The organism is Pararhizobium sp. P1_E7 (assembly GCF_056405855.1).
In genome coordinates, this window is sequence record NZ_JBFUBH010000009.1 from 100,872 (window position 1) to 125,661 (window position 24,790).

Annotated in this window: 25 protein-coding genes; 23 read left to right on the forward strand and 2 right to left on the reverse strand. The window is 60.2% G+C overall.

Annotated features, from left to right (window positions below; translation table 11 throughout):
• Positions 1-336: 336 nt before the first annotated feature.
• The 19 genes from AC1D17_RS12715 to AC1D17_RS12805 all read left to right on the forward strand — a co-directional run bounded on the left by AC1D17_RS12715 (position 337) and on the right by AC1D17_RS12805 (position 17,077).
• Positions 337-993, forward strand: coding sequence for a hypothetical protein (locus tag AC1D17_RS12715; RefSeq protein WP_477565762.1), 657 nt, complete (start codon positions 337-339; stop codon positions 991-993).
• On the forward strand, positions 990-2,234 hold the full coding sequence (locus AC1D17_RS12720; RefSeq protein WP_477565763.1) for a MotB family protein: 1,245 nt from the start codon (positions 990-992) through the stop codon (positions 2,232-2,234). Before AC1D17_RS12715 ends, AC1D17_RS12720 begins: the two co-directional genes overlap by 4 nt.
• Before the next feature lie 5 nt (positions 2,235-2,239).
• Positions 2,240-3,553, forward strand: a complete 1,314-nt coding sequence (gene motC / locus AC1D17_RS12725; RefSeq protein ID WP_477565843.1) for a chemotaxis protein MotC — start codon at positions 2,240-2,242, stop codon at positions 3,551-3,553.
• Positions 3,550-5,091, forward strand: coding sequence for a flagellar hook-length control protein FliK (gene fliK / locus AC1D17_RS12730; RefSeq protein WP_477565764.1), 1,542 nt, complete (start codon positions 3,550-3,552; stop codon positions 5,089-5,091). Before motC ends, fliK begins: the two co-directional genes overlap by 4 nt.
• A complete protein-coding gene (locus tag AC1D17_RS12735; RefSeq protein WP_477565765.1) occupies positions 5,042-5,593 on the forward strand; it encodes a transglycosylase SLT domain-containing protein in 552 nt (183 codons plus the stop codon). The genes fliK and AC1D17_RS12735 overlap by 50 nt, the downstream gene beginning before the upstream one ends.
• Before the next feature lie 281 nt (positions 5,594-5,874).
• Positions 5,875-6,546: a transcriptional activator Rem gene (rem, locus tag AC1D17_RS12740; protein ID WP_264220466.1), complete on the forward strand. Its 672-nt coding sequence runs from the start codon at positions 5,875-5,877 to the stop codon at positions 6,544-6,546.
• A gap of 103 nt (positions 6,547-6,649) precedes the next feature.
• Positions 6,650-7,879 carry a flagellar hook protein FlgE gene (locus AC1D17_RS12745; RefSeq protein ID WP_477565766.1) on the forward strand — a complete coding sequence of 410 codons (1,230 nt, stop codon included), beginning with the start codon at positions 6,650-6,652 and terminating at the stop codon, positions 7,877-7,879.
• Between the two features lie 22 nt (positions 7,880-7,901).
• Positions 7,902-9,344, forward strand: coding sequence for a flagellar hook-associated protein FlgK (gene flgK / locus AC1D17_RS12750; RefSeq protein ID WP_477565767.1), 1,443 nt, complete (start codon positions 7,902-7,904; stop codon positions 9,342-9,344).
• A gap of 4 nt (positions 9,345-9,348) precedes the next feature.
• Positions 9,349-10,422, forward strand: coding sequence for a flagellar hook-associated family protein (locus AC1D17_RS12755; protein WP_477565768.1), 1,074 nt, complete (start codon positions 9,349-9,351; stop codon positions 10,420-10,422).
• A gap of 37 nt (positions 10,423-10,459) precedes the next feature.
• A complete protein-coding gene (gene flaF, locus AC1D17_RS12760) occupies positions 10,460-10,807 on the forward strand; it encodes a flagellar biosynthesis regulator FlaF (protein ID WP_264220462.1) in 348 nt (115 codons plus the stop codon).
• Positions 10,804-11,253 (forward strand): flagellar biosynthesis repressor FlbT, encoded by a 450-nt coding sequence (gene flbT, locus AC1D17_RS12765; RefSeq protein ID WP_477565769.1) that lies wholly within the window; start codon positions 10,804-10,806, stop codon positions 11,251-11,253. Before flaF ends, flbT begins: the two co-directional genes overlap by 4 nt.
• On the forward strand, positions 11,244-11,657 hold the full coding sequence (gene flgD / locus AC1D17_RS12770) for a flagellar hook assembly protein FlgD (RefSeq protein ID WP_477565770.1): 414 nt from the start codon (positions 11,244-11,246) through the stop codon (positions 11,655-11,657). Before flbT ends, flgD begins: the two co-directional genes overlap by 10 nt.
• 6 nt (positions 11,658-11,663) lie before the next feature.
• Entirely contained in the window at positions 11,664-11,930 is a 267-nt protein-coding gene (gene fliQ, locus AC1D17_RS12775; RefSeq protein WP_264220459.1) for a flagellar biosynthesis protein FliQ, read from the forward strand.
• 160 nt (positions 11,931-12,090) lie between these two features.
• Entirely contained in the window at positions 12,091-14,178 is a 2,088-nt protein-coding gene (flhA, locus tag AC1D17_RS12780; RefSeq protein ID WP_477565771.1) for a flagellar biosynthesis protein FlhA, read from the forward strand.
• Positions 14,175-14,927 (forward strand): flagellar biosynthetic protein FliR, encoded by a 753-nt coding sequence (gene fliR, locus AC1D17_RS12785; protein WP_477565772.1) that lies wholly within the window; start codon positions 14,175-14,177, stop codon positions 14,925-14,927. The genes flhA and fliR overlap by 4 nt, the downstream gene beginning before the upstream one ends.
• 4 nt (positions 14,928-14,931) lie before the next feature.
• Positions 14,932-15,345, forward strand: coding sequence for a hypothetical protein (locus AC1D17_RS12790; RefSeq protein ID WP_477565773.1), 414 nt, complete (start codon positions 14,932-14,934; stop codon positions 15,343-15,345).
• 121 nt (positions 15,346-15,466) lie between these two features.
• On the forward strand, positions 15,467-16,033 hold the full coding sequence (locus AC1D17_RS12795; protein ID WP_477565774.1) for a rod-binding protein: 567 nt from the start codon (positions 15,467-15,469) through the stop codon (positions 16,031-16,033).
• A gap of 106 nt (positions 16,034-16,139) precedes the next feature.
• Entirely contained in the window at positions 16,140-16,508 is a 369-nt protein-coding gene (locus AC1D17_RS12800; protein ID WP_264220643.1) for a hypothetical protein, read from the forward strand.
• A complete protein-coding gene (locus AC1D17_RS12805) occupies positions 16,508-17,077 on the forward strand; it encodes a hypothetical protein (protein ID WP_477565775.1) in 570 nt (189 codons plus the stop codon). Before AC1D17_RS12800 ends, AC1D17_RS12805 begins: the two co-directional genes overlap by 1 nt.
• 7 nt (positions 17,078-17,084) lie before the next feature.
• On the opposite strand, the gene AC1D17_RS12810 is transcribed toward AC1D17_RS12805, so the two are convergent.
• Complete coding sequence (locus AC1D17_RS12810) at positions 17,085-18,074, reverse strand: glycosyltransferase family 2 protein (protein WP_477565776.1); 990 nt, start codon at positions 18,072-18,074, stop codon at positions 17,085-17,087.
• A 159-nt stretch (positions 18,075-18,233) separates the two neighbouring features.
• On the opposite strand from AC1D17_RS12810, the gene AC1D17_RS12815 reads away from it, so the two are divergent.
• Genes AC1D17_RS12815 through AC1D17_RS12825 form a run of 3 tightly spaced genes read left to right on the forward strand, consistent with a single transcriptional unit; the run spans position 18,234 to position 21,213 of the window.
• Positions 18,234-19,511 carry a glycosyltransferase family 4 protein gene (locus AC1D17_RS12815; RefSeq protein WP_477565777.1) on the forward strand — a complete coding sequence of 426 codons (1,278 nt, stop codon included), beginning with the start codon at positions 18,234-18,236 and terminating at the stop codon, positions 19,509-19,511.
• Positions 19,508-20,323, forward strand: a complete 816-nt coding sequence (locus AC1D17_RS12820) for a WecB/TagA/CpsF family glycosyltransferase (protein WP_477565778.1) — start codon at positions 19,508-19,510, stop codon at positions 20,321-20,323. The genes AC1D17_RS12815 and AC1D17_RS12820 overlap by 4 nt, the downstream gene beginning before the upstream one ends.
• A gap of 11 nt (positions 20,324-20,334) precedes the next feature.
• Positions 20,335-21,213 (forward strand): DUF6492 family protein, encoded by an 879-nt coding sequence (locus tag AC1D17_RS12825; protein WP_477565779.1) that lies wholly within the window; start codon positions 20,335-20,337, stop codon positions 21,211-21,213.
• A 6-nt stretch (positions 21,214-21,219) separates the two neighbouring features.
• On the opposite strand, the gene AC1D17_RS12830 is transcribed toward AC1D17_RS12825, so the two are convergent.
• A complete protein-coding gene (locus AC1D17_RS12830; protein ID WP_477565780.1) occupies positions 21,220-22,485 on the reverse strand; it encodes a lipopolysaccharide biosynthesis protein in 1,266 nt (421 codons plus the stop codon).
• Between the two features lie 258 nt (positions 22,486-22,743).
• On the opposite strand from AC1D17_RS12830, the gene AC1D17_RS12835 reads away from it, so the two are divergent.
• Positions 22,744-24,735, forward strand: a complete 1,992-nt coding sequence (locus tag AC1D17_RS12835; protein WP_477565781.1) for a GumC family protein — start codon at positions 22,744-22,746, stop codon at positions 24,733-24,735.
• Positions 24,736-24,790 lie beyond the last annotated feature (55 nt).

Sequence of the window (24,790 nt, forward strand, 5' to 3'; positions counted from 1 at the left end):
ACAGAGCTTTCTCAGCGAGACCGGATATATCCGCGACCTACATTTTCGCACAAGTTTGACCGGATAGTCTCCAACCGCAGCCATCCTCGTCCAGGTTGCCAGCCGCCATGAACGCGTGCTGCCGTTGTGTGCTGCCCGCGCCGGGTTTCCCGGCGGCGGGCTGGTACGGATTGAAAATGTCGGGCCGTGCGGCACTCCCGCTCCGCAGGGTCCTGAAGGAGACATTCCGGAAGTGTCACAGTCTTATGTTTTCAGGCTTGTCAGCCCGATGCCGCCCGCAATCGAACTGGCGGTCGGCCTGGTCGTGACGATGGCTCGTGTCATCGGGGGCGGCCGATGAGTGCCTCCATCTCCCGCTATCTCAAGGATTTCAGTGCTCCGAAGGTCGATCTGTCGCTGGTTCCGCCGCGATACTTTCCGGATTTGGACGACGACTTTCCGGCCGAAGGTGCTTTTGCCATGAAGCCTCAGGTCCAGCCGCAAATCGATATCGACGCTGAGCGCCGTGAGGCGTTCGCGCAAGGACGCCGTGAAGCGGAAAGCGAGCAGCTTGCCCTTCACCAGGCCGAAATTGCCGCGTTGAACGCGCGCCATGCAGCCGAGCTTGAGGCGATGCGCGTGCGCTGCGACAACGAGATCGCCGCGATGATCTATGATCGCTTTTCCGATATGGGCTCGCAGCTTGCGACCATGCTGTCCGATCAGACGGCACGGGCGCTGGCGCCTGTGTTGAGCGACGTGCTTCTTCAGAAATCCATCGCTGACCTCGCCCGGATGATCACGCTGTCGATCGGCTCCGGCGAGGGCGCCAGGATCCTCGTGAAGGGGCCTGCAGCACTGTTTGAGGCGCTGAAGCAACATCTCGATGACGAGACTCTGATTTTCCGCCACCAGGAGACCTCTGACATCGATCTTTCGGTCGAGTTCGGCGACTCGATCCTGGTGACGCGCATGGCCGCCTGGGCCGATACCGTTGGCAAGGTGCTGGCATGAGCGACAACGAAGGCCACCACCACGGCAAGAATGAAATCATTGTCATCAAGCGTCACGGCGGCGGTCACGACGGACATCACGGTGGCGCCTGGAAGATTGCCTATGCCGACTTTATGACGGCGATGATGGCATTCTTTCTCGTCATGTGGCTGATCAACGCGGCCAATCCGCAGACGAAGGCAGCGCTCGCCTCCTATTTCAACCCTGTGCAGCTGACTGATGCCAAGCCGTCCGAAAAGGGCGTCAAGCAACCGGCCAAGGACGCCAAGGGTGAAGAAGACCAGATGAAGTCGAAGGTCGATGGCACCGAGACGAAGACCGGCGGCTCGGCGAAAAACGGCGACGACCTGACGGCGACGTCCGGTGAGGAGACCCAGTATTCCGACGCCGACTTCTTCGAGAATCCCTATTCGGTGATGTCCGAGATCGTCAACGAAGTCGGCCGCAACGCCAATATCAGCGCCAAGGGCGATGGCGGCGCATCGACGTCTGGACCCGCGACCGGCGCAGATGGCGGCGAAGCCTACCGCGACCCCTTCGATCCGGATTTCTGGACGAAGCAGGTCGAGTTGCAGAATGCGGAAAAGGGCGGTGACAGTCTCGAAGCCAAGGCCGGCGACGGTCCGGCAGAGGCTTCCCAGGAAAAGATCGTCGCGTCCGCCGATCAGGCCGAAGCAGCAAACCCGTCCGATAAGGCTGCCATGGAGATGACGGCAATCGATACGCCAGCATCCGGCGAGGCAGCCGGCGCGAACGCCACACCGGTCAAGTCCGATGAAAACGCCGCCAAGGCCCTGAAGGCCGAGATCGAAAAGGAAATCGGCGGTTCGGCCGGCAAACTCGCCGAAGGACTGCTGGTAACGCCGACCGAAGGCGGGCTGCTTGTGACGATCAGCGAACAGGCGGACACCCCGATGTTCGGGCTCGGTTCGGCCGTACCTGAAAAGGACATGGTGATTGCCATGGAAAAGATCGGCAAGCTGCTTTCTGCCCGCAGCGGCGCCATCGCCATTCGCGGCCATACTGACGGACGGCCGTTCAAGAAGGGCGCCTACGACAACTGGCGGCTGTCGTCCGACCGCGCCCAGAGCGCCTATTACATGCTCATTCGCGGCGGCCTTGCCGAAAGCCGCGTCAGTCAGATCAGCGGTTTTGCCGACAAGCGCCTCCAGGTTCCGGAAGACCCGCTGGCGCCGGCCAACCGCCGTATCGAAATCCTGCTGCAGACGAACCAGGGCTGATGGCAATGTTGAAGGCGATCCGCACCCTCCTGCTCAGCGCATGTGCCATCGGGGCAGTCCCGGTAACGGCTGCGCATGCGCAAGGCCCGGAGGATTTGCCGCCCTACAAGATGCTGCGGTCCTTGCAGTATATCCAGGATGCCATCGTTTTAGGGGATCATTCGGCAGCCGAAATGCAGCGCTTTATGCTGGCGGCGATCGACAAGAGTCTGCGGGAGTCGGACCCCAAGGTCTTTGATGACCCACGCAATGTCGATGCGGCATTCATCTATGCGATGAGCGGCGGCAACCCGGAAACCTTGTCCTATCTCGCCAACCACGACATTGAGGGCAATTTCGATACCCGTGTCGTCGATGCGCTGAGCCACTATCTGGCCGGCAAGGGCGGGCTGATGGTGGAACATCTGGCCAAGGCCATTCCGGAATACCGCAACTCCCGGGTCGGACCCTATCTCTATCTGGTCCTTGGCAATGCCACGGCGCAGCAGAGCCCGGCCAGGGCGCTGCAATATTACGACTGGGCGCGCCTGACGGCGCCGGGAACCAATATCGAGGAAGCCGCCCTGCGGCGCTCGATTGCGCTGGCGACCCGTGGCGCCATGCCGGACAAGGGCTTTGCCTATTCGCTCTCCTATGCCCGGCGCTTCCTGACGTCGCCTTATGCCAGCCAATTTGCCGACGTCTTCGTCGAGCTGGCCGTCGCCAATTACAATGCTGAGACGGAAACCAAGATCCAGGAAATTCTCGGCTTCATGGACAGGCCACGGCAGCGTGAGGTCTATTTGCGCATCGCGCGGCGCGCGGCGATCGGCGGCATGCAGGAGYTGGCAACGCTTGCCTCGACGCGCGCCCAGGACCTTTCGGATGTCGCGGATGCAGGTCCAAAGGCCCTGGCAAGCCTCTACTCCGGCCTCGTCGGAATTCCGTCCAAAGGCATTCTCGAGGCGGTCAAGGATATCAGCTCCATTCCAGAAGCCGAGCTTTCGCCGCGGGATCGCGCATTGCGTCAGGCCGCAACCGTCATCGCGCAGGAAGTCCTGCGTGCGCCCGATCCCGAAAGCCTGACGCAAGCATCTGTTTCTAATGTCAAATCCGAAATTGCTGTGGAAGAGAATACCGCAGATACAGGCAGTGGCGAAAGCCCGTTTGCAGCACCGGAGTCGCAGGCGGCCTTGAAGGTGGCCCAACCGGATGTGGTGGCGCAGGCGGCGGCGTCAGAACAAGATCCGGCTGATCCGGTTCACGATGCGTTTCTGAGCACGGGCCGCTCGAAGCTCGACGAGATTGATTCTCTCCTGAAGGGGGAAGGCGAACAATGACATTTGTGGACGACAACCTGCTGGGAACCGCCCCGGTCCGGCCGGGCAAATCCGGATCCAAACCGGCTGGCAAGTCACATGATATGGACGCCGCAAATCAACGGTCCGCCTTCGAAAATGCCTTCGCTGACGCCGGCAAGAAAAAGCAGCCGGCCGTTTCGATCGGCGCCAAGCCGGCCGTCGAAGGCAGCCTCGCACCGAACCTCACACCGTCTGCGGCCGAGGCGCTCGCTGCATCAGCCACGGAGAGCGGCATCGATGCCTTGGCTGCCGATGGTCTCTCTTCTTTGCAGGGGCTTGCAACGGAAAACGATGGCTCGATGAAATCCACGCCCGGTCCTTCCACCACCGCAGACCCTCATGCCACGGGCAAGACACCATCGGCGCATGGGTCGCCAGCCACTGCAAGAGGCCTGCAGAAATTCTCGCTAACGCAGGCCAGCCTCGCCGGCATGGGCGAGGATACCGGAAAACCCATCGATGGGCCTATCGGCGAGACGATCGCGGGCCTCATGAAAAACGCCGAAGCGAGTGCCGCCAGGAGTGGCGACAAAACCGCAATGGCGGCTGAGATATCGGCGGCGAACCCGCCGGACGACGCGGCGGACGCTCAGACTGGCGATGTCAGTCAGTTGCTCAGCCTTCTGGATGCAACACAGAAGTCGGTTGCCGCAAGCCAGCCCGCGGGGGCAGAAACGACGCCGGGAATGTCCGAGTTCCAGGCGCTCGCCGAACGCGCCGGCAAGGCGAAGCCGGCCGCGAGAGACGCGGCCACGGCCGGGGCAGATACGGCGGGCGATGCGAACGCGGTCAAGAATGCCACCCAGGCAGGGTCCGATCAGGTGTTCCGTTTCGCGCGTGCCGATGGCAAGGGGCAGGCGGTTTCGATGAGCCTCACCTCGGACGGGGACAAGGCAGTCGCCAAGAACGAGGCGTCTGCGGTGGCGGCCAAGGCTGAAACCGTCACCGTGCTGGAAGCGCGCCGCTATCTCGGTCTTGCGCCGGCCAGCAATGCAGCGGCCGTGACCAGCCAGATCACCAACAGTCCGGAATGGGCCCGTGCGCTCCAGCCCGGCGCCGGAGTTCAGGCCCCGTTGACGCAGGCATCGACGGGCAAGGTTCTCAACACGCTGAAGATCCAGATGCATCCGATCGATCTCGGCATGGTCACGGCAACGCTGCGGCTCAAGGACGACGAGTTGCATGTCGAGATCAAGGTGGAAACCGGCGATGCCTTCCGGCAGCTGAGCGACGATCAGAGCGCCATGGTCAAGGCCTTGCGCGCGCAGGGCTTCGCCGTTGATCAGGTCAACATCGTCTTCAATGCTTCGGATGCTTCCGGCAGCAGCAATGGGCAGCAGCAGGCGCAGCCTCAGGCAGGCCAGCAGGGCCGCGAGACGGCTGGAGATGGCGCCAAGGGTCAACGCAATGACAATGGCAGCCAGGAACAGGGCCGCGAAAGGTGGACGGGCAATGAAGGGACGGGCGATGCGACTTCTGCTGCTGAGCTTAACCGCGCTGGTGACGTCTATATGTAACGCGCAGGCAAGCCCCGGCGTGTGCGAAAGCGAGATCACGGCGGCGGCGGCGAAGTATCAGATACCGGCCGGTATTCTCTATTCCGTCGGGCTGACCGAAACCGGCCGGAAGGGGTCGCTGCAGCCGTTTGCGATGAATATTGAAGGAAAGGCGTATTTTGAAAACAGCGCGGGTGACGTGTTGCAGCGCTTTGCCACAGCACGGGCGCAGGGCGCAAAACTGATCGATCTGGGCTGTATGCAGATCAACTACTACTTTCATGGCGAGAATTTCAGCTCGCCGGACGAGATGCTCAATCCGAAAAAGAATGTCGAATATGCCGCCCGGTTTCTCTCCAATCTTCATGCCCGGCATGAGACTTGGACAATGGCCGTCGCCCGCTATCATGCCGGACCGAACAACGATCCCGCGCAGAAAAAATATGTCTGCCGTGTGATCGCCAATCTGGTGGCGACGGGCTATGGAAAATGGACGCAGAATGCCTCGAATTTCTGTCAATAAATTCAACTACAGGATGAATTATTAATTTCTTCTATTGCGCAATACGATTGCGTCAACATTGAGTTGGAAAAGCGGCAACAAGCGATTTCTTAATATGACGTTAACGTTTCCACATCAAATTTAGTGCCATCTTTGAGCTTGGCCACTATATCTAGTTCAAATCGGCACAGAAATCCTAATCTAGTATTAATTTCAGCCAGTAACATTCCATAGTTGTTCATGAATCCCCCGATTCGTACCTCTTAACCATAGAGGCACCATACTGATTCGGAGGCGGACGAATGATCGTGCTGGTTGATGAGCGTGAGCTTGTAAAAGACGGATATACTTCCCTGTTCGGACGGGAGGGCGTACCCTCCCAGGGGTTCGATCCAAGCGAATTCGGCGATTGGGTTTCAAAGGCGGCCGATAGCGATATCGATGCCGTCGAGGCGTTCCTGATCGGCCAGGGCGAAAGTGCGATGAGCCTTCCCCGCGCTATCCGGGATCGCTCGACGGCCCCGGTCATCGCCATCAGCGACAGCCCTTCACTGGAAACGACGCTGGCGTTTTTCGACTGTGGCGTCGATGACGTGGTGCGCAAGCCGGTTCATCCCCGCGAAATTCTGGCGCGGGTGGCAGCAATCCGCCGCCGCCTGAAGGCTTTGGTGAACTTCACCGACATCGGCCCGATCCGGGTGTTTTCGGATGGCCGGGATCCGGAAGTCCAGGGCGAGGTTTTCGCCTTGCCGCGCCGCGAGCGCCGCATTCTCGAATACCTGGTAGCAAATCGCGGACGCCGCGTTTCCAAGTCGCAAATCTTCAACGCCATCTACGGCATCTTCGATGAGGATGTCGAAGAAAACGTCGTCGAAAGCCATATCAGCAAGCTGCGCAAGAAACTGCGCAAGCGGCTCGGCTTCGACCCGATCGATTCCAAGCGTTTCCTCGGCTACTGCATCGATTGGAGTTGACCGTGTCGCGGGGTTTCGGATGTGCGGCATCCGGTGCCCCTAGACAGGTTCACGCAAGGCCCACCCCATAGTCTTTCCATAACGATGAAAACGAGGATCGGACATGAGTCTTTACGGAATGATGAGAACCGGTGGTTCCGGCATGAATGCTCAGGCAAACCGCCTGGGTACGGTCGCTGAAAACATCGCCAATGCCAACACGACAGGCTACAAGCGRGCATCGACGGAATTCTCCTCACTGATCCTGCCGACGAGCAACGGCTCTTACAATTCCGGCGGTGTCGAAACCAAGGTGCGCTACAGCATTTCGGAACAGGGCCCGACGACCTACACCACGTCCGGCACAGACATGGCCATCAACGGTGGGGGGTTCTTCATCGTCTCCGGCGCCAATGGCGCCAACTTCCTCACGCGAGCCGGCGCCTTTACGCAAAACGGCGACGGCGACCTGGTCAATTCCGCCGGCTATACGCTGATGGGCTACGAATACGAGGAGGGCGTCGATCCGACGGTCGTCGTCAACGGCTTTGACGGTCTGTCCAAGGTCAACCTCTCGTCCGATGGCCTGGTTGCCCAGGGATCGAGCAAGGGTGCCATGGGTGCCAACCTTAACTCGGGCGATGCTGTCGGTACCGAGTCTTCGACGTCGCTCAGCGTGTACGATAGTCAGGGCAATTCGCGTCTGCTCGATTTCGTCTACAAGAAGACTGGTGCAAATGCGTGGACGGTCGAAGTTCGTGACCGTGCGACCTACAGCGCCGGCCCTCCGGCCCTGGGTGTGCTGGCAAACGATACGCTGACCTTTGATGCCAACGGTGTACTGACGCCAGCCGGCAAGACCGTGACGACCACGGCAATTACCGGCCTGCCGGGAACCGGTGCAAATCTGGCGGCGCTGACGATCGATCTCAGCAAGACCACTCAGCTCGGCTACAAGTTCAATGCGGACGGCGGTTCCATCGATGGCAACGCTCCCAGCAAGGTGGCCGGCTACCAGATCGACAAGGAAGGCATCGTTTACGTCAAGTACGAAAACGGCAAGCTCGATCCGCGCTATCGCGTAGCACTGGCCAACGTCCAGAGCCCCGACAATCTCGTTCCGCAATCGGGCAATGTCTATTCGCAGGGGGTGGATTCGGGCGTCATCGTCACCGGTTTTGCCGGTTCCGGCGATTTCGGCAGCATCCAGTCCGGCGCCCTTGAGGGCTCCAATGTCGATATCGCCAACGAACTGACGGCGATGATCGAGTCCCAGCGTAGCTACACGGCAAACTCGAAGGTCTTCCAGACAGGCGCCGACCTGCTGGACGTTCTTGTGAACCTGAAGCGGTAATTGAAAAGGTACGATCTGCGTCATGTCGCTGTCATCAGCCATCAACACTGCACAGACGATATTCAACAACACGGCGGCTCAAACGGCGCTCGTTTCGAAGAATATCCAGAATGTGAGCAATGCGGATTATTCGCGCCGCATGGCAATGCTGGGCACGAGTGGCAACGGCGCGCAGATCGTATCCATTCAGCGCGCCCAGAACGACGCGCTGCTGAAACAACATTCCATCAGCATTTCGCAATCTTCCGCGCAGGACGCACTTCTGACCGGCCTGGAAGCCGTGAAGTCGGCGCTCGGCGGCAATGGATATGAAACCTCGCCGTCGAATTACCTCAAATCATTCCGCGACGCGCTGCAGACCTTTGCAGCGACACCCGGCAATACGGCCATCGCAGCGACAACCGTGTCGAGCGCATCGGACCTTGCCACTTCGCTGAACAAGACGTCTGCCTCCGTTCAGGACGTCCGCTACGATGCCGACAAGGAAATCGACGCGTCGGTTCAAAAGCTGAACGGGCTTTTGGCCGAATTCGAAAAGGCCAATAGTGCCGTGCAGGGTGCGACAGCCAGTGGCACGGATGCCAGCGATGCGCTCGACCAGCGCGACAAGCTGCTTCGCCAGATCTCCGAGATCGTCGGTATCTCGACAGTCACCCGCGCCAACAACGATACTGTGATCTATACGTCCGATGGCACGGTCCTGTTTGAAAACAGCCCGCGCGCGGTGACATTTGCGGCGACGCCCGGTTTCGGCGCGACGACCGCCGGCAACGCGATTTACGTCGATGGCGTGCCAATGAAGGCCGGCAAGGGCGCCGACACGACCGCCGAGGGCAAGCTTGCCAGCCTGCTCCAGCTGCGCGACGAGACAGCGCCGAAATTTCAGTCGCAGCTGGATGAGATCGCACGCGGTCTGGTGACGCTGTTTCAGGAAAACACCACGCCGGCGACGGTGGCGCTGCCCGGTCTTTTCACCTGGGCAGGCGGCACCGTTCCGGCGCCTGGCGTAACGGTCGCCGGCATGGCGGAATCGCTGAAGATCAACCCGCTGGCCACAACCACCCCGACGCTCATCCGCGACGGTGGCTTCAACGGCCCGGGCTACAAGTCGAATACGACAGGCAACTCCGGCTATACCGCCCTTCTCGACGGCTTCGTGACATCGCTGAGCGCCGACATGGCTTTCGACCCCGCGACGGGCCTCGACGGTACAAGCAGTATCCTGGATTTTTCGGCGTCCTCGATCGGCTGGCTGGAAGAGTTGCGCAGCAACGCATCCACCGCGAACGATAACAAAACTGCCCTTTTGTCGCGCACGCAGGACGCATTGAGCAACGTCACGGGCGTCAGCCTTGACGAGGAATTGTCACAGCTGCTCGACCTTGAGCAGTCTTACAAGGCATCGGCGAAATTGGTGAGTACGGTGGACGCCATGATGACGTCCCTTCTGCAAGCTGTAGGATAAAATAATGAAAACGTCTTTCGTTTCCAATCTGGCCGTTCAAAACGCCATGCGCCTGACCATTCAAAAGGGTCAGGTGGAAATGATGAAGCTGAACGACGAGGTGTCGACCGGGGTGCATGCGGACTACGGTCTGGCACTTGGGGCAGCCACGTCGAAATCCGTCAGTATCACATCGCAGCTTGACCGGCTGGCGACCCTGAAAAGCACCAACTCGATCGTCACGCAAAGACTTGCCGGCTCTCAGGAAGCCCTGAAGACGATGCAGGATGCAGCACAGAAATCGCTGACATCGCTGATGGCTTTCCGCGACAACAATACCGCTGACCTTCTGAAGATCGCGCAGGACCAGAACTCTGCGGCGATGACGACGTTCACATCGGCGGCCAACACCTCCTTGAATGGCGAGTACCTGTTCTCGGGCATCAACACCGATGTCGAGCCTTTTACGGAATATACGCCCACATCCGCCGCCAAGGCGTCTTACGATGCGGCGCTATCGACCTTTATTGCAGCGCAGCCACCCCAGGTGCCGCCACTGACCTCCGTGAGCCAGTTCACCAAGGCGCAGATGACCGACTTCATCGAGAATTCGCTGGCGCCGATGTATGAGGACCCGTCGGTTGCCGGTTCGAAATGGACGGATTGGTCGGACGCATCCAGCCAGAATATGACGAGCCGCATCAGCGCCAACGAAGTCATTCAAAGTTCGACCAACGTCAACGCCGAGGGAGCGCGGAAGTTTGCCCTTGCAAGCCTCATCTCCACCGAACTTCTCAGCGTCAGCCTGAGCGACGACGTGCGTGGCGCGGTCACCGGCAAGGCGATCGAGTACATGGGCGAAGCCGTCACCGGCCTGATCAGCATGCAAAGCAATCTCGGCCTGTCGCAGGAGCGCGTCAAGAAGGCCAACACCTCGATCGAGGCGCAAACCAAGATCGTCAAGGCTCACCAGCTGGATCTTGAGGGTATTGATACTTTCGCTGCCTCCACCATGTTGAAGACTTTGCAGACCCAGCTCGAGACTTCCTACACGCTGACCTCGCGGCTTCAGCAGTTGAGTTTGATTAATTTCCTCTGATGCGGTGAGGACCAGGACAAACATGAAGGATGTCTGAATGTATCAGTTTTCATACGCCGAGATCATGGAGGATGGCGTTGCCGACTCCAAGGATCGGGAACGGCAGGTGCTCGATCGCTCGATTGCGCTGCTTGCAGCCGCAAAGCGGCAGACGGGCTACTCGAGGGAGGCTATCGAGGCGATCTATTACACAAGGCGGGTCTGGATCCGGTTCATCGAGGACCTTCGCGCTTCGGACAATCAGCTGAATGACGAACTCCGAGCCAATCTTATTTCCATAGCCATCTGGATTCTCGGTGAGACAGAAAAGATCCGCAAACGCGAATCTTCGAATTTCCAAGGCATAATCGACATTACAACCATCATCAGGGATGGACTCAAATGAAAAGCACACTGCGTATTTCGCTCAAGTCTGGCGAACGAATTTTTGTCAACGGAGCGGTGCTGCGTGTCGACCGGAAGGTGGCCGTCGAATTCCTGAATGATGTGACGTTCCTGCTCGAGAACCATGTTCTGCAGCCGGAAGATGCGACCACCCCGCTGAAGCAGCTCTATTTCATCGCCCAGATGATCCTGATCAATCCGGAAGGCGCCGAGCAATCGACCAACATGTTCCGCAAGTCGGTGGTCATGCTTCTGAATTGCTTCAAGAACGAAGAGATTGTTTCCGAGCTCAAGAAAATCGACGGAATGGTCACGCAAGGCCGCGCCTTCGACGCCTTGAAGGCCATTCGCGGCCTCTACGCCATCGAAGACAAGATCCTGAACAACCAGGAAATCACCCCCGCAACGATCGAACAGATTCGCAAGGAGATCGCACCATGGCGGTAAGCGGCGTCAATTCTGCCAGCAATTACGTCCCCTCGGCGTCCGGTACGGAATCCGGCACCGACAAGGCGTCGGCGAACCTGAACTACGATAGCTTCCTGAAACTGCTGGTCGCCCAGATGAAGAACCAGGATCCGACCGAGCCGATGGATTCGACGCAGCAGATCGCCCAGCTGGCGACCTTCTCGCAGGTCGAGCAGACGATCAAGACCAACACCAATCTGGAAAGCCTGCTTCAGCGCACCTCGCTCAGCGAAGCCAATGCGGTGATCGGCAAGACGGTGACCAGCGCCGACGGCAAGACAACTGGTGTCGTCAAGGAAGTGAAGCTATACTCCGATGGAATCATCGCGGTGCTTGATTCCGGCAAGGAACTTGTCGTAGGCCCGGGTGTTACCGTAAAGTGATAGCTGATGAATGAGGCGGATGCCCTCGATATCGTGCAGGCGGCGATCTGGACAGTGGTCGTCGCTTCAGGGCCCGCCGTCGCCGCCGCCATGGTTGTCGGCGTCGTCATCGCCTTCATCCAGGCGCTGACCCAGGTTCAGGAAATGACCCTGACCTTCGTACCGAAAATCCTTGCCGTGCTCGTCACCATCGCGCTTTCCGCCTCGTTCGTCGGTGCGCAGATTTCCATTTTCACCGACCTCGTCTTTTCCCGCATTCAAACCGGGTTCTGATCTTACCGAGAAATGGGCCGGGCAGCCGCGAAAAGCGCGCCGCCCTCTTCTTTCCGGCATCGATGCCACCTTCGCGCAAGTTTGGTGCGTTAGGCCTGCTGCTTAGTTTGGGCAGCAGGTATGAATGCTGCCCGCCTCTCATGAAGAGACGGAAGTTCCGATGGCACAACCTCCTGCACTCGTTATCCCGAAACTGGCGCCAAAGGGCCGGGATATCGGATTTGCGCTCGGTATCGTAGCGATCCTGTCGATCCTCTTTCTGCCGATACCGCCGTTTCTGATCGACATCGGACTGGCCTTTTCCATCGCGTTCTCCGTTTTGATCCTGATGGTCTCCCTGTGGATCCAGAAGCCGCTGGATTTCTCGTCTTTCCCGGTCATCCTGCTGATCTCGACCATGACCCGCCTGTCGCTCAACATCGCGACGACGCGCGTCATCCTTTCGCATGGACATCAGGGCCACGATGCGGCCGGCGGTGTCATTGCCGGCTTTGCCGAACTCGTCATGGGCGGTGATTTCGTCATCGGTCTGATTGTCTTCCTGATCCTCATCACCGTGAACTTCATCGTCATCACCAAGGGTGCGACGCGTATCGCGGAAGTCGGCGCGCGCTTCACCCTCGATGCCATTCCCGGCAAGCAGATGTCGATCGACGCCGACCTTTCGGCGGGCCTGATCGACGAGAAGGAAGCGCAACGGCGCCGGCGCGAGCTGGAAGAGGAAAGCTCCTTCTATGGCTCGATGGACGGTGCCTCGAAATTCGTGCGCGGCGACGCGATCGCCGGCCTTCTCATCACCGCCATCAACGTCTTCGGCGGCATTATCATCGGTTATGTCCGTCATGACATGTCGATCGGCGAAGCCGCCGACGTTTTCGTCAAGCTGTCGGTCGGCGACGGTCTCGTTTCCCAGATTCCGGCGCTGATCGTGTCGCTTGCCGCTGGCCTGCTCGTGTCGCGCGGCGGCACGTCGGGGTCCACCGACCAAGCGGTCGTCAACCAGCTCGGCGGTTATCCGCGCGCACTGATGGTAGCGTCCGGCCTGATCCTTATGCTGGCCTTCATGCCGGGCCTCCCCTTTGTTCCGTTCGCCGTTCTCGGGGGCGGCATGGCTTTCCTCGGCTGGATGATCCCCCGCCGGCTGGAAGCGGCCAACAAGCTCAAGCGCGAGCAGGACCAGCTGACGGCGCAGCACAAGACGGAAAGCGAAAAGGACTCAGTCAAATCGGTCCTCAAGACGGCGGAAATCGAACTGCTGCTCGGCAAGCAGGTGTCCACGCGTCTGCTCGGCGCCCATCAGGAGTTGGCGTTCCGCGTCGGCAAGATGCGTCGCAAGTTCGCCGGGCAATACGGTCTCATCGTTCCGGAAATCAAGGTGTCGGACGATATCAGCATCCCGGACAAGGCCTACCATATCCGCATCCACGGCACGACGATCGCGTCGAACACGGTACGTGTCGGCGAAGTTATCGTCGTCACCGGCGGTGGCCGCAAGCCGAGCGTTCCAGGCGATGAAATCCGCGAACCCGCATTCGGCATGCCGGCGGTCTCGATCCTCGAAACGTTCACGGAAGACTTGAAGCGCGAAGGTTTCCATCCGATCGACAACGTTTCCGTGGTGTTGACACATCTGTCCGAAGTGATCCGCAACAACCTGCCACAGCTTCTGTCCTACAAGGACGTCAAGATCCTGATCGAGCGGCTGGATCCGGAATACCGCAAGCTCGCGGACGAAATCTGCACCTCGCACATGTCCTATTCGGGTCTGCAGGCGGTGCTGAAGCTGCTCCTGGCCGAGCGCGTCTCGATCCGCAACCTGCATCTGATCCTCGAAGCGGTCGCCGAACTCGCACCGCATGTCAGGAAGACCGAGCAGATCGTCGAGCATGTCCGCGTGCGCATGTCGCAGCAGCTCTGCGGCGATCTCGCCGACAACGGCACGTTGCGCGTCCTGCGTCTCGGCAGCAAATGGGACATGGTCTTCCATCAGGCGCTGAAGCGTGACGCCAAGGGCGATATCGTCGAATTCGACATCGATCCGCGGCATCTGGAGGAATTCAGCGAGCAGGCGACCAAGGTTATCCGTGAACATCTCGACCGCGGCATGCCCTTCGTACTGGTAAGTTCGCCCGAATCCCGCTCTTATGTCCGCATGATCATCGAGCGCCTTTTTGCAACATTGCCGGTTCTCTCGCATGTCGAGCTCGCCAAGGGCCTCGAAATAAAGATCATTGGCTCGATTTCATGATCACCGATCCTGAAGGCACAGTGCTGGCGCTTTTCGCCGCATTCTGCCGGATCGGCGCCTGCATCATGGTCATGCCCGGATTCTCCACGGCACGCGTCTCGGTGCAGATCCGGATCTTCGTCGCCCTGGCGATCTCGATGGCGATCCTGCCGATCATGTGGGACGATATCTATCCGCAGATTTCCGGCAAGGGTCACACCTATATCTACATCGTCGCGACCGAAACCGTTATCGGCGGTGTCATCGGCCTGATTGCGCGCTATTATGTGCTTGGGCTGCAGTTCACCGGCACGGTGATCACGATGATGATCGGTTTCAACGCCCCGCCGGCCAACGACGTTTTGGAAGACACCGCCGAAAACCAGCTGACCAACCTGATCAGCTTTGCCGGCCTGATGGTGCTCTTCATGCTGGATTTCCACCATGTCATCCTGTCGAGCATCGTCGATTCCTACAAGGTGATGCCGCTCGGCGTCGGCTTTGATCCGCAGGGCGTGCTGATCACGCTCACCAACGCACTCGAGACCACGTTCTACATCATGCTGCGGCTGGCTAGCCCCTTCATCATCTACGGCCTGCTGTTCAACGTCGCGATCGGCATGGTCAACAAGCTGGCGCCGCAGATGCCGCTCTACTTCATCTCACTGCCCTATCTGATCATGGGCGGCATGTTCCTGCTCTATCTCGGCATTGCCGCGATGCTGAAACTGTTTGCCGATGGCTTCGGTCCGATGATGCAAGGGATCTAACCAGATGAAGAGCCGGTCTGAAAAACTCAAGCGCCTCGTTGCCGTACAGCGGCATCTGGAGCAAATGGCAGAGAATGAACTGGCCGAAACGGCCAGGCAGCGCCGCGAGCTGGGTGAAACCATTGACGTTGTGGTTGATGCCATGGGGTCGGCAAGCCCGTTGCACGCGATGTTTTCCGGGCACTATGCCTCGCAGCTCGGCCGCCTTGCCATGAAGGACCAGATGCTTCTGGATATCCAGCAAGGACATGAGGCCCGGGTTCTCAAGGAACGGGCAAAGGGCGACCGGCTCAAGGAAAACATGAAGGACGCCCGCGTTCTGGAGGACCGGATCGAGGCGGACGACGCCATCTACGATCTCGTCGACCAGCATGTGATGAGCGGGTCACCAGCTTCCGGTAAGGTTGGCCGGTCATAGTACGGCTTCAGGTCCGGCCGCATATATCGACCGAACCGTTCGCTAAAATGCTGAATTTGTGGAGTTATCGCTGGCGTTGATCAACGCGTCCGCAAGGCTCCGTGACCGAGAGGACACCCGTATGGCCATTTCTCCTCCAAGTGACCTGGTGATGGATGTCGTGCGTGCTGCCGATCCGGCCGAGGTCCAGGAAGCGCAGGCGCGGCTGAAGGCCAATCGCGCCGCCTTTCAGGCGACGAGCCTTGCCGAAAATGGAAACGGTTTTGCCAACACGGTCGCAGTCCTCAACCAGGACAGCCCGACCAACAGCCTTGGCGACATCACCAATCGGGCGGAAGCCAAGAAGATCCCGGAAAGCTACCGCAAGTTCGAAGCCATGGTGCTGCAGAATTTCGTGAAGTCGATGCTGCCCTCCGAAAGCGAAGAGGTCTACGGCAAGGGCACATCGGGCGACATGTGGAAGAGCATGATGGCCGAGCAGATCGGTAACGTCATGGCGCAGGGCGACGGCATCGGCATCGCCGAGCGCATGGTGACCGACCGGATCGTCGGATCGGACGGAACCAACCGGGTCAACGCATCGCTCGACGGCAACGACAACAATGTCGCGCTGAGCATGGTGCAGGAATACGAGCGCAAGGCGGTCGCCAATTTCCTGGGAACGCAAGACAATAACGAACAAGCCTGAGGCTATCCCGGCGGATCGGCCGGGCTGACCTGACACAGAAGTTTCGCGCGCATATCACGCCAAGGGCTCAGACCCGCGTGCCGCCAGCGCCAACGGGAGCCATATGATGGAAGTTGCAGCATCGAGTGACGTGCGTATCCAGAACGTGCTGGGACGTCTCGAAATGATCCTCGACAACGAGAATAGCCGGATCGGCGTTGATCCGAGCTTCGACCTGAAGACGTCGAATGCGCGCAAGAGCCGTTGCCTCTACGAGCTGACGATGCTGCATCGCGACGCCTCGCCGGACCAGATCTCGCCGTCTTTCGTGTCGCAGACACGGCACATCAAGACCAAGCTGATGACCAATTCGCAGAAGGTCAACGCGCATATGGAAGCCTGCCGTTCGGTGGTCGATCTGCTGAAGGCTGCCGTCCAGGACGCGGACGCGGATGGCATTTATTCCGAACAGCAGTTCCGCTACGGCGATTTCTGATGCTGAAGCTTGTTTTCACCGGTGTCTGGATTTGCGCCGTATCGCTCGGATCCGTCTATTTTTCGATCCAGCATGCATCGGCGCCGGTGGAAACGGATGCGGAGACCGAACGCCGCGCCTTGCAGGAATATGTGCCGGGCGAGTTGATCACCGTTCCGGTGATCACAGATGGCGCGGTGCAGGGATACTTCCTCACCAAGCTTTCGTTCTCGGTCGACAAGGCCAAGGCCAAAAGCATGGAAGTGCCGTTCAAGGAATCTGTGACGAACGCCCTGTTCGACATTCTCGTTGGCCAGAAACTGATCAATGTCGCCGATACCAGCAATTTCGATCTCGCCAACTTCAAGACGGTCGTCAAGGACCAGCTCAACAAGCAACTGCGCGACGAGGTGATTTTCCAGGTTCTGGTCGAGCAGCTCGAATATCTGTCGAAGGCCGACGTTGCCCGTGTTGCCAATGCGGCGAACGAAAAACAGCGCAAGGCCGTGCCGATCGTCGACAAGAATGGCCAGGTTGCCAACGATGAGATGCCCGAGAGCGAGAAGCGCGCGGCCGCTGCAGGCCATTGAGCAGGGCTCAGTTTTTCTCCGGGTTGCGATACTGCTCGTTGACGCGGCCGAACTCCATCATCAGCCGCCCGCACGCCACGTAGAAATGATAGAGCCCCGCCGATGGCAGGCGGCTCGATCTCCATAGCGAAATGCCGCGAAACGGCGAGGCGGCCAAAAGGGCCAGAGATCGAGCAATCGTCCTGAGGCGGCCTTTGAACCCCGGGGCGGCGCGGTGTTCGAGCAATGCCGAAATCGCACCGTTCCTCAGGCTGCGCGCCCTGATCCAGGACAGTTCCGTCCGCCGCGCCGGAATGGTCTCGGCCACCCAGCCATCCGCTGCCCAGGCAAATGTAAAACCGTTCTCCTTGCAGCGGCGATAGAAGTCGCTGTCTCCGCCACCGATGAAATTGAACTGCGGATCGAGAAACGGTCTCGGCATGGCGTTAAGCACGGGGCGCGTGATCAGGACGTTGCCCGAAGAATACAAAATCGGCACCGGGCCCGTCGTATCGTAGTGGGGCAGGAAGACCGGATGTCGCTTGCGGTCATTGCGGGTCTTGTCCTCGAAATCGGGAAGCTGAGGCCCGCCGACTAGGTCCGCTCGCGTCTGCCTGTGTACCGAAACGAGACTGTCGAGCCAGTCGGGCGCTGCAAGTTCATCGTCATCGATCACGGCGATGGCCTGCAGATTGGGATAGGTGGCGAGCGCCATCGCCCAGCCGGCATTGTAGGCGTGGCAATTGCCGCGCTGATGCGCGATCACCACGAGCGCGCTGATCCGGTGGCCGGCAAGGAACATTTTCGCCGCGTTTGCGCCTTCCAGTCTCTCCGCGTCATTTTCAATCACAACGATGGCGAAGGGGCTGCCCGGAGCCTGCGAAATAACGGTTTTCAGCGTCTTGAGAAGGTGCTCGGGGCGCCGGAATGTCGGCAGCGTGACCACGAGCTCGATGCTCTCATCGCTATCGGCCGCCGTCCGGTAAAACACAGTCGCATCCTGGTCAGGCAGGGTCATGGCGGTACCCGTTGAAGGCAAAGTTCTGGCAAGCACTAAAGCAAATCTTCCTGAACAGATACTGAATTCCGAAGTTCGCTTTCGAACGAATGGTTTAAAGCTCGTTTCACGCCGTGTTGCTACAGTCCGGGCAGTTGTTCTCAAGTCTCGTGTGGCCGCATGCATCTGGTCTTCGTTTCCTCGCTGGTGCCGGTGGAGAACCCTTCATCGGGGTTCGACATTGCCAACCGCGCCGTCCTCGATGGCCTTCGCGCCCTTGGCCACCGGGTGAGCGTGATCGGCTATCTGCAGCCGGGGCAGACACAGGCTCCGGGTGGAGACGTGCATCTTCTGGGCGAGCTCGAAGTCACCAATGCGAAGGTTACCACTGTGACCAAACTGCGCTGGCTGGCAAAGGCATGCCTCCATCGCACAACGCTGTCGTCGGCGAAGATGCTTGCGGTCAGCCGCGAGCATGTCGAGACGCTACTGCGGCGTCTGCAGCCGTTCGACGGCATCGTCCTCAACTCCGTGCAATTGCCCGGCGCCTTTGCTGCCACCTTCCAGAAACATAGGACGATCTATGTTGCGCACAATGTCGAAGCAGGTTCGGCGCGTGAAAATGCCCTTACCGCGTCCGGAGTGCTGCAGCGGTGGTTGTTCAGTCGTGAAGCCCGTCACCTCGAAAAGCTGGAGCGGACATTGACGCAGGCGGCCTCGGCGATCTGGACCTTTGCGGAGGCGGATCGCTTCGGCTTCGGCCGCGCTGTCTCCAGCCGCGCAACCGTCCTGCCCCTGGTAACGCGCTGGGAGCAGACGGAGAGGCGCGCCGGCAAAAAGCCGGAATACGATCTGGCCCTGATCGGGACGTGGAGCTGGCAGCCGAACCGGATCGGCCTCGACTGGTTCCTCTCAGAGGTTGTGCCGCGGCTGCCGGGAGATATGTCGATCGGCATTGCCGGTCAGCTGCCGGATGCGCCGGCAATGTCCCATCCTGGAATACGGTTGCTCGGACGGGTGCCCGACGCGGGCGCCTTCGTCGAATCCGGCGCCGTTCTGCCGCTGATCAGCCGCGGCGGCACGGGAGTGCAGCTGAAGACCATCGAGACCTTCGAACTCGGCATGCCCAGCGTTGCGACGCGCGCATCCTTGCGCGGCATCGGCACGATTCCTGGCAATTGCGCGGTCAGCGATGATCCCGCCGAATTTGCAAGCTTGCTGATTGAGAAGGTCGCGCAAGTGCGAGCGGGGAATCGTCAGCGCCTGCCGGGGTCGGTTTTTCATCAGGCCCAGAAAACCAGGCTGCTCGAGACGCTGGATGAGGGGCTGTCGCGGTTCGGCAAGCCCGCCATTGCATCTGGCCCGGCTTTTCCAAGAGACGAAGCGCGGCAGCCGGTAACCAAAGCTGCGGGTACGCCTTATGGTCTTGCCGTGCATGAGGGGGGAAAATCCCGATGAATGTTTTCCCGGGCACATCGATCGTTGCCTCGCAGCGTATGATCCTCGACATGCCGGTCTGCGATTTCGGCTGGGCGGATGCCTTCGCCTTTGCCGACGAAGTTGCCTCGCTGCCGATCGGGCAGACGGTAATCTCGTTCCTCAACGCCAACAATGCCAACCTGATGCTGCATGATCCGGAATACCGGGCGGTGCTTACCCGTCACATCGTCCTGCCCGACGGGCATGGCGTCGATCTCGCGTCCCGGCTATTCCATGGAAAAGGCTTTCCGGCCAACCTGAATGGCACGGATTTCGTCCCGGCGCTGATGACCTACATGACGACGCCGAAGCGCGTTGCCATGATCGGGGCACGGCCGGAGGTGCTCAGGCGTGCGGCGGAAAACTTTCACAAGCACGCGCCGTGGCACGAGTTCATTGCGGTTGCTGATGGCTATTTCGACGTGGCCCAATCCGGCGAAGTCATGGCCAAGGTTCGCGCCGTCAAGCCGGACATCCTGCTGATTGCGATGGGTAGCCCGAAACAGGAAAAATGGATCGACCGCCATGTGGGTCCCGGCCATGCCCGGCTGGTGATCAGCGTCGGCGCGCTCTTCGACTTCATGGCCGAGGAAGTGCCGCGCGCGTCGCCAACCGTCCGGCGCCTGCGTCTGGAATGGTTGCACCGGCTGATCCACGAACCGCGCCGGCTGTGGCGCCGTTATCTCATCGGAAATCCGTTGTTCCTCTATTATATTCTCCGCCATAGGCTGAGCGGGCGTGAACCACCGCGGCAAATCGGCGGGCAACGCGCGCGATCGCGATCGTTCTGACGGAAACCATCATGCGCACTGCCGTTGTTACCGCCTCCTACGCCAATGATTTCGAGCGCTGCCGGCTGCTATGCGAAAGCATGGATATGCGGTTGAAGGGCGATTGGGTCCATTATCTGCTGGTCGCGCCCTTCGACGTCGCTCTGTTCCGGCAATTGGAAGGCTCGCGCAGGCAGGTCGTCAGCGAGAGCGATCTTTTGCCCTGGTGGCTGCGTGCCATTCCCGATCCGCTATCGGCCGGCCGGCGCAAGCTCTGGATCAGCCCCTACAGCTTGCCCCTGCGCGGCTGGCATGTGCAGCAATTGCGCCGTCTGGCTCTGTCCCGCCACATCGGCGAGGCGGCGATGCTCGCCGTCGATTCCGACGTGGTGCTGTTGCGTGATTTCGATCCGGCCGATCTGTGGCAGGGCGACCGCCTGACGCTCTATCGCAAGGAGGGCGCGATCGGCAAGCGCATGCGCTCCAACCATCTCGAATGGCTCGCCCATTCAGATCAGCTCCTGGGGATCGGTCCCTTCAGCCTGCCTGCCAATGATTACATCAACACGCTGATTGCCTGGCGCACCGACACCTGCCGGGCTCTGCTTGAGCATATCGAGGCCCTTCATGGCCGCAACTGGATCCGCGCCGTCATTCGCTCGCGCCAGTTTTCGGAATGCCTGATCTATGGCCGCTTTGTCGATGAGGTGTTGATGGGGCAGGGGCATGTAGCGTCTCCCGACGGGCTTTGCCACGTGCTCTGGTTCGACGACAGCTACGCGCGCGATATCGGTGGGCTCAGGCATTTCCTGGGTGAGATGGCGCCGCACCAGATCGGTATCGGCGTTCAGTCCTTCGTCGGCCACGATCTCGCCGACATCCGCAACATCATCCGCGAACGTGCCGCCTGATCCCCTTTAGATGACGCGGCCGGTTCCGCGCCGCAAGGCGGAATAGGTGAGGGCGAAGGAGGCGGCGTAGAGGGCCAGATAGACGCCGTTGAGCATCGGCGCCCAATAGGCGACATCCGTGCTGGTCTTGAAGAGCACGGCGAGCAAGGCGACCTTGATCACCCCGGCAATCACCAGATTGACCATCCGGCGCACCGTGCGGCCAGTCGCATAGAGCAATTCGGATTGATATTCGACCAGGTTGCGGAACGATGGGACGAGCAGCACTGCCATGAGATAGGGCGCAGCCTGCGCGACGTTGTTTCCCAGCCCGCGCGGGAAAATCCACAGATAGACCGCCATCGCCGTTATCGCCAGGAAGGATATGGCGGCCACCAATGTCTCGATCGTCAGCCGGGTGCGCCAGGATGAGATCGTTCCCGGCGTGCGCATGATCTTCTGGACCAGCAGCGTGTTGAACGAGCGCACCGGCAAGGCCGTCAGGTCGGCAAGCCGCATGATGATCGCATAGATGCCCGAAACCTCCGGCCCGCCGATCGCCAGAACCGCGATCTTGTCGAATTCCGACTGGATGTAGAACAGCACCTCGGCACCCGCGACCGAGACCGAATCCGCCCAGCGGCGAATGTAGAGCGCCGGGCGCCAGCGAAACCGGACTTTCGGAAAGAACCAGACGATCGCGATCACGAGAGCGAGCAGGTTGGCGCCCAGGTAAAACAGCGACCAGGTCCCCAGCGAAGCCGTCTGTGACAGCGAAAAGGCAAGTGCGGCGGCGGTGCGGATGCCGGTGCCGATCACCACCAGAAGGGCGGCGCGGCCAAACCGCCCGAGACCATTGAGGACGATGACGACGACCTCAAGCCCGCGCCAACAAAGGATTTCGGCGGCCATCAGGGCTAGGAAAACCACAAGCGCGATATCGCGTGCGAAAACGGCGTAGTAGGTCGCAAGGCAAAGGATGGCGATCAACGGCAATGACAACAGCGCGCCGGCGGCAAAGCCTGCGCTATAGGTGCCCACCAGCAAGGGCTTGACGGTAGCAACCCGGTAGAGAGGCGACATGAAGCCGAAGGCAAGCACCCGCGAGATCATGATGCCGGCGGCCGATGCCGTGGCGAACAGGCCGAATTCGGCGATCGAAAGCCCGTTGGCAACGCAGATGAAATAGACCAGCGACAGCACAAGCCTGCCCGCTGACCCGCTCGTCATCGAGATATAGGCGTGAATGACGCTGGCGTGGCGTGCGTAGAGGGTCTTTGCGAGATGGATCACGAGTGGGGTCCGGATGTGCTGTCCCGGTTCTAGCCGGTAAAGCTTAATGAGCGGTTCGATATCCCGGACTTGCGGTGTTTCGGGCTGGCAAATTGCAATCCGTTAACGGTTTGTTTTCCATAAAAACTTAAGCTTCGTTCACAATTCGTCACTTTGCCCAATTGCGGGCGTTTGCAGGCATCGATGTTCGACCCGGAAGACAACAAAAGGACTGCGGCGCGCCGCTCCCCGGCCGAACTTGGGTCGAAGGAGGGGGGGGTGTCTTTGCGTTCCCGCCCGACGGCGCGTAGCGGAGCGCCGGTTGCGCGCACCGCCGGCGAATTGCTGGACCGTCTGGGCAGCCCCGCCGTCAAACCGAAAATATCAGGTAGCGATCGGCAGCCCGCCAAAGCGGTGCCGGAAAAGGTCTCCGGGCGTTTTCCCGGCTGGTTCAAAAACAAAAAACCAACGCAGGCCGGTCCACCGCAAGCCGATATAATCGTCAGTCCTGAGATCCACTACGGGAAGGAGCAGGATCGGCCGCTGATCGACATCCGCACCATCATGACGTCCGTCTGGCAGCTGCGGAAGACGGTCGCGGTGCTGACGGCCGCTGGTGCCATCGGTGGCGTGATGCTCGCCATAGCGACCCCCAGTGTCTATGTTTCCCAAAGCAAGCTCTATGTCGATCCGCGCGAAGTCCGGTTGACGGATTCCGATCTTTCCAAGGAAAGCCTGGCGACCGAGGCGATCCTGGCGCTGGTCGACAGCCAGCTCGAAGTGCTGCGGTCGCGGACCGTTCTGGAGAAGGTCGCCATCGATCTGGGGCTCGACCGCGACCCCGAATTCGGCGGTGTCTCTACCGGCAAGGGCGGACTTGCCGATGGCATCGACGTCATCCGCGATATCGTTTCCCCCGGCAAGGCGCAGCCGGCGCCTGCCTCCGGGGTCAATCCGCGCACGCTGGAAAAATTGAGCGATGCCGTTACCGTATCGCGCGATCCAAAAACCTTCATCGTGACCATCGAGGTCAAGAGCCGCGATCCGGCCAAATCGGCATTGATCACCAATCGCCTCGTGGCGACGTTTCTCAACGAGGAGCAGGCCGCCCAATCCGGCTTCTTCCAGCGGACCACCAAGGCACTCGACAGCCGGTTGGCCGATTTGCGCACGGAGCTGGATACGGCCGAAAACGCGGTTGAGAAATTCAAAGCCGACCATGACATTGTCGGCGCTGCCGGGGAGTTGATTTTCGACAAGCAGTTGCTGGCCCTCAACGATCAGGTGGGCGCCGTCCGCAATCGCATCGCCGAAGCTCGGGCAAAAGCTGATCTTGCCACGAAGATCCGGTTGAACGACGTCCTCAGCGGCGCATTTCCCGAGGAGGTCAGTTCGGTGACGCTTCAGGAACTGCGCAAGCAATATTCCGAGGCGCGCGCGCAGTTGGGGGCGCTGGATGCGAGCCTTGGGCCGCGTCATCCGCAACGGCTGGCCGCCGTCCAGTCGCTCGAAGTGGCGCGCTCCGAAATCGGCAGCGAGCTTCGCCGCATCGCAGCGACGGCGCAGACCGAGCTGGACCGGGCGATCCGGACGGAAAAAGATCTCGTCCAGCAGCTGGCGGTCCAGAAGGCACAGCAGATGAATTCGTCCACCGGCTTCATCGAGCTGCGTGAACTGGAGCGCAAGGCCAACGCGACGCGGACGATCTACGAGTCCTTCCTCAAGCGGGCGAGCGAAACGGGTCAGGAAGAGAAGCTGACCTCGAAGAACATCCGGGTGATCGCCTCGGCGCAGCCGCCGCTTCAGGCCACGGGACCGTCGCGCAAGCTGATCGCGATCGGCGGTCTGATCGCAGGCTTCATGGCGGGGGTCGGATTGGGCATCGCGCTCGGTGCCTATCGCAGCTTGAAGGATATGCTTCAGCGGTCGAGCCGGCCGCTTACGGTCGTCCCAAAGCGTGATCCGCCCGGTCAGGACGATCATCATCCGGACGGCCCGGGCACGCTACAGGATATCGACGATCCGTTGCCGTCACCGGTGGCGTACCGGACGCGGATGCCCTCGGCGCATCATGCGGCGGCGTCAGCCGCAGCGCTCTCTGCTTTCCCCACGCGCGGTCATGCTGCATCGGCAAGCCTGCACGACTATCTTCGTGAGATGCAGGACGACGAAAAAGACGGCAGGGACATCGCCGAGGTGCAGGAAAATCTCCGCGCCCTGCGATCGCGTGTCGAACACTATGCGAAACTGCGGGCCGGCGGCCGGCGGTAATCCCCGAACAAGATGGAAACTGCAGGTGGGACGGCGTTGCCGCCAGGCCGAGCGG

What these genes read in the sequence shown, in the direction of transcription:
- AC1D17_RS12715 (WP_477565762.1), top strand. Translation starts at nt 337, where the DNA reads ATGAGTGCCTCCATCTCCCGCTATCTCAAGGATTTCAGTGCTCCGAAG.
- AC1D17_RS12720 (WP_477565763.1), top strand. Translation starts at nt 990, where the DNA reads ATGAGCGACAACGAAGGCCACCACCACGGCAAGAATGAAATCATTGTC.
- fliK (WP_477565764.1), top strand. Translation starts at nt 3,550, where the DNA reads ATGACATTTGTGGACGACAACCTGCTGGGAACCGCCCCGGTCCGGCCG.
- AC1D17_RS12735 (WP_477565765.1), top strand. Translation starts at nt 5,042, where the DNA reads ATGCGACTTCTGCTGCTGAGCTTAACCGCGCTGGTGACGTCTATATGT.
- rem (WP_264220466.1), top strand. Translation starts at nt 5,875, where the DNA reads ATGATCGTGCTGGTTGATGAGCGTGAGCTTGTAAAAGACGGATATACT.
- flgK (WP_477565767.1), top strand. Translation starts at nt 7,902, where the DNA reads ATGTCGCTGTCATCAGCCATCAACACTGCACAGACGATATTCAACAAC.
- AC1D17_RS12755 (WP_477565768.1), top strand. Translation starts at nt 9,349, where the DNA reads ATGAAAACGTCTTTCGTTTCCAATCTGGCCGTTCAAAACGCCATGCGC.
- flaF (WP_264220462.1), top strand. Translation starts at nt 10,460, where the DNA reads ATGTATCAGTTTTCATACGCCGAGATCATGGAGGATGGCGTTGCCGAC.
- flbT (WP_477565769.1), top strand. Translation starts at nt 10,804, where the DNA reads ATGAAAAGCACACTGCGTATTTCGCTCAAGTCTGGCGAACGAATTTTT.
- flgD (WP_477565770.1), top strand. Translation starts at nt 11,244, where the DNA reads ATGGCGGTAAGCGGCGTCAATTCTGCCAGCAATTACGTCCCCTCGGCG.
- fliQ (WP_264220459.1), top strand. Translation starts at nt 11,664, where the DNA reads ATGAATGAGGCGGATGCCCTCGATATCGTGCAGGCGGCGATCTGGACA.
- flhA (WP_477565771.1), top strand. Translation starts at nt 12,091, where the DNA reads ATGGCACAACCTCCTGCACTCGTTATCCCGAAACTGGCGCCAAAGGGC.
- fliR (WP_477565772.1), top strand. Translation starts at nt 14,175, where the DNA reads ATGATCACCGATCCTGAAGGCACAGTGCTGGCGCTTTTCGCCGCATTC.
- AC1D17_RS12790 (WP_477565773.1), top strand. Translation starts at nt 14,932, where the DNA reads ATGAAGAGCCGGTCTGAAAAACTCAAGCGCCTCGTTGCCGTACAGCGG.
- AC1D17_RS12795 (WP_477565774.1), top strand. Translation starts at nt 15,467, where the DNA reads ATGGCCATTTCTCCTCCAAGTGACCTGGTGATGGATGTCGTGCGTGCT.
- AC1D17_RS12800 (WP_264220643.1), top strand. Translation starts at nt 16,140, where the DNA reads ATGGAAGTTGCAGCATCGAGTGACGTGCGTATCCAGAACGTGCTGGGA.
- AC1D17_RS12805 (WP_477565775.1), top strand. Translation starts at nt 16,508, where the DNA reads ATGCTGAAGCTTGTTTTCACCGGTGTCTGGATTTGCGCCGTATCGCTC.
- AC1D17_RS12810 (WP_477565776.1), bottom strand. Translation starts at nt 18,074, where the DNA reads ATGACCCTGCCTGACCAGGATGCGACTGTGTTTTACCGGACGGCGGCC.
- AC1D17_RS12815 (WP_477565777.1), top strand. Translation starts at nt 18,234, where the DNA reads ATGCATCTGGTCTTCGTTTCCTCGCTGGTGCCGGTGGAGAACCCTTCA.
- AC1D17_RS12820 (WP_477565778.1), top strand. Translation starts at nt 19,508, where the DNA reads ATGAATGTTTTCCCGGGCACATCGATCGTTGCCTCGCAGCGTATGATC.
- AC1D17_RS12825 (WP_477565779.1), top strand. Translation starts at nt 20,335, where the DNA reads ATGCGCACTGCCGTTGTTACCGCCTCCTACGCCAATGATTTCGAGCGC.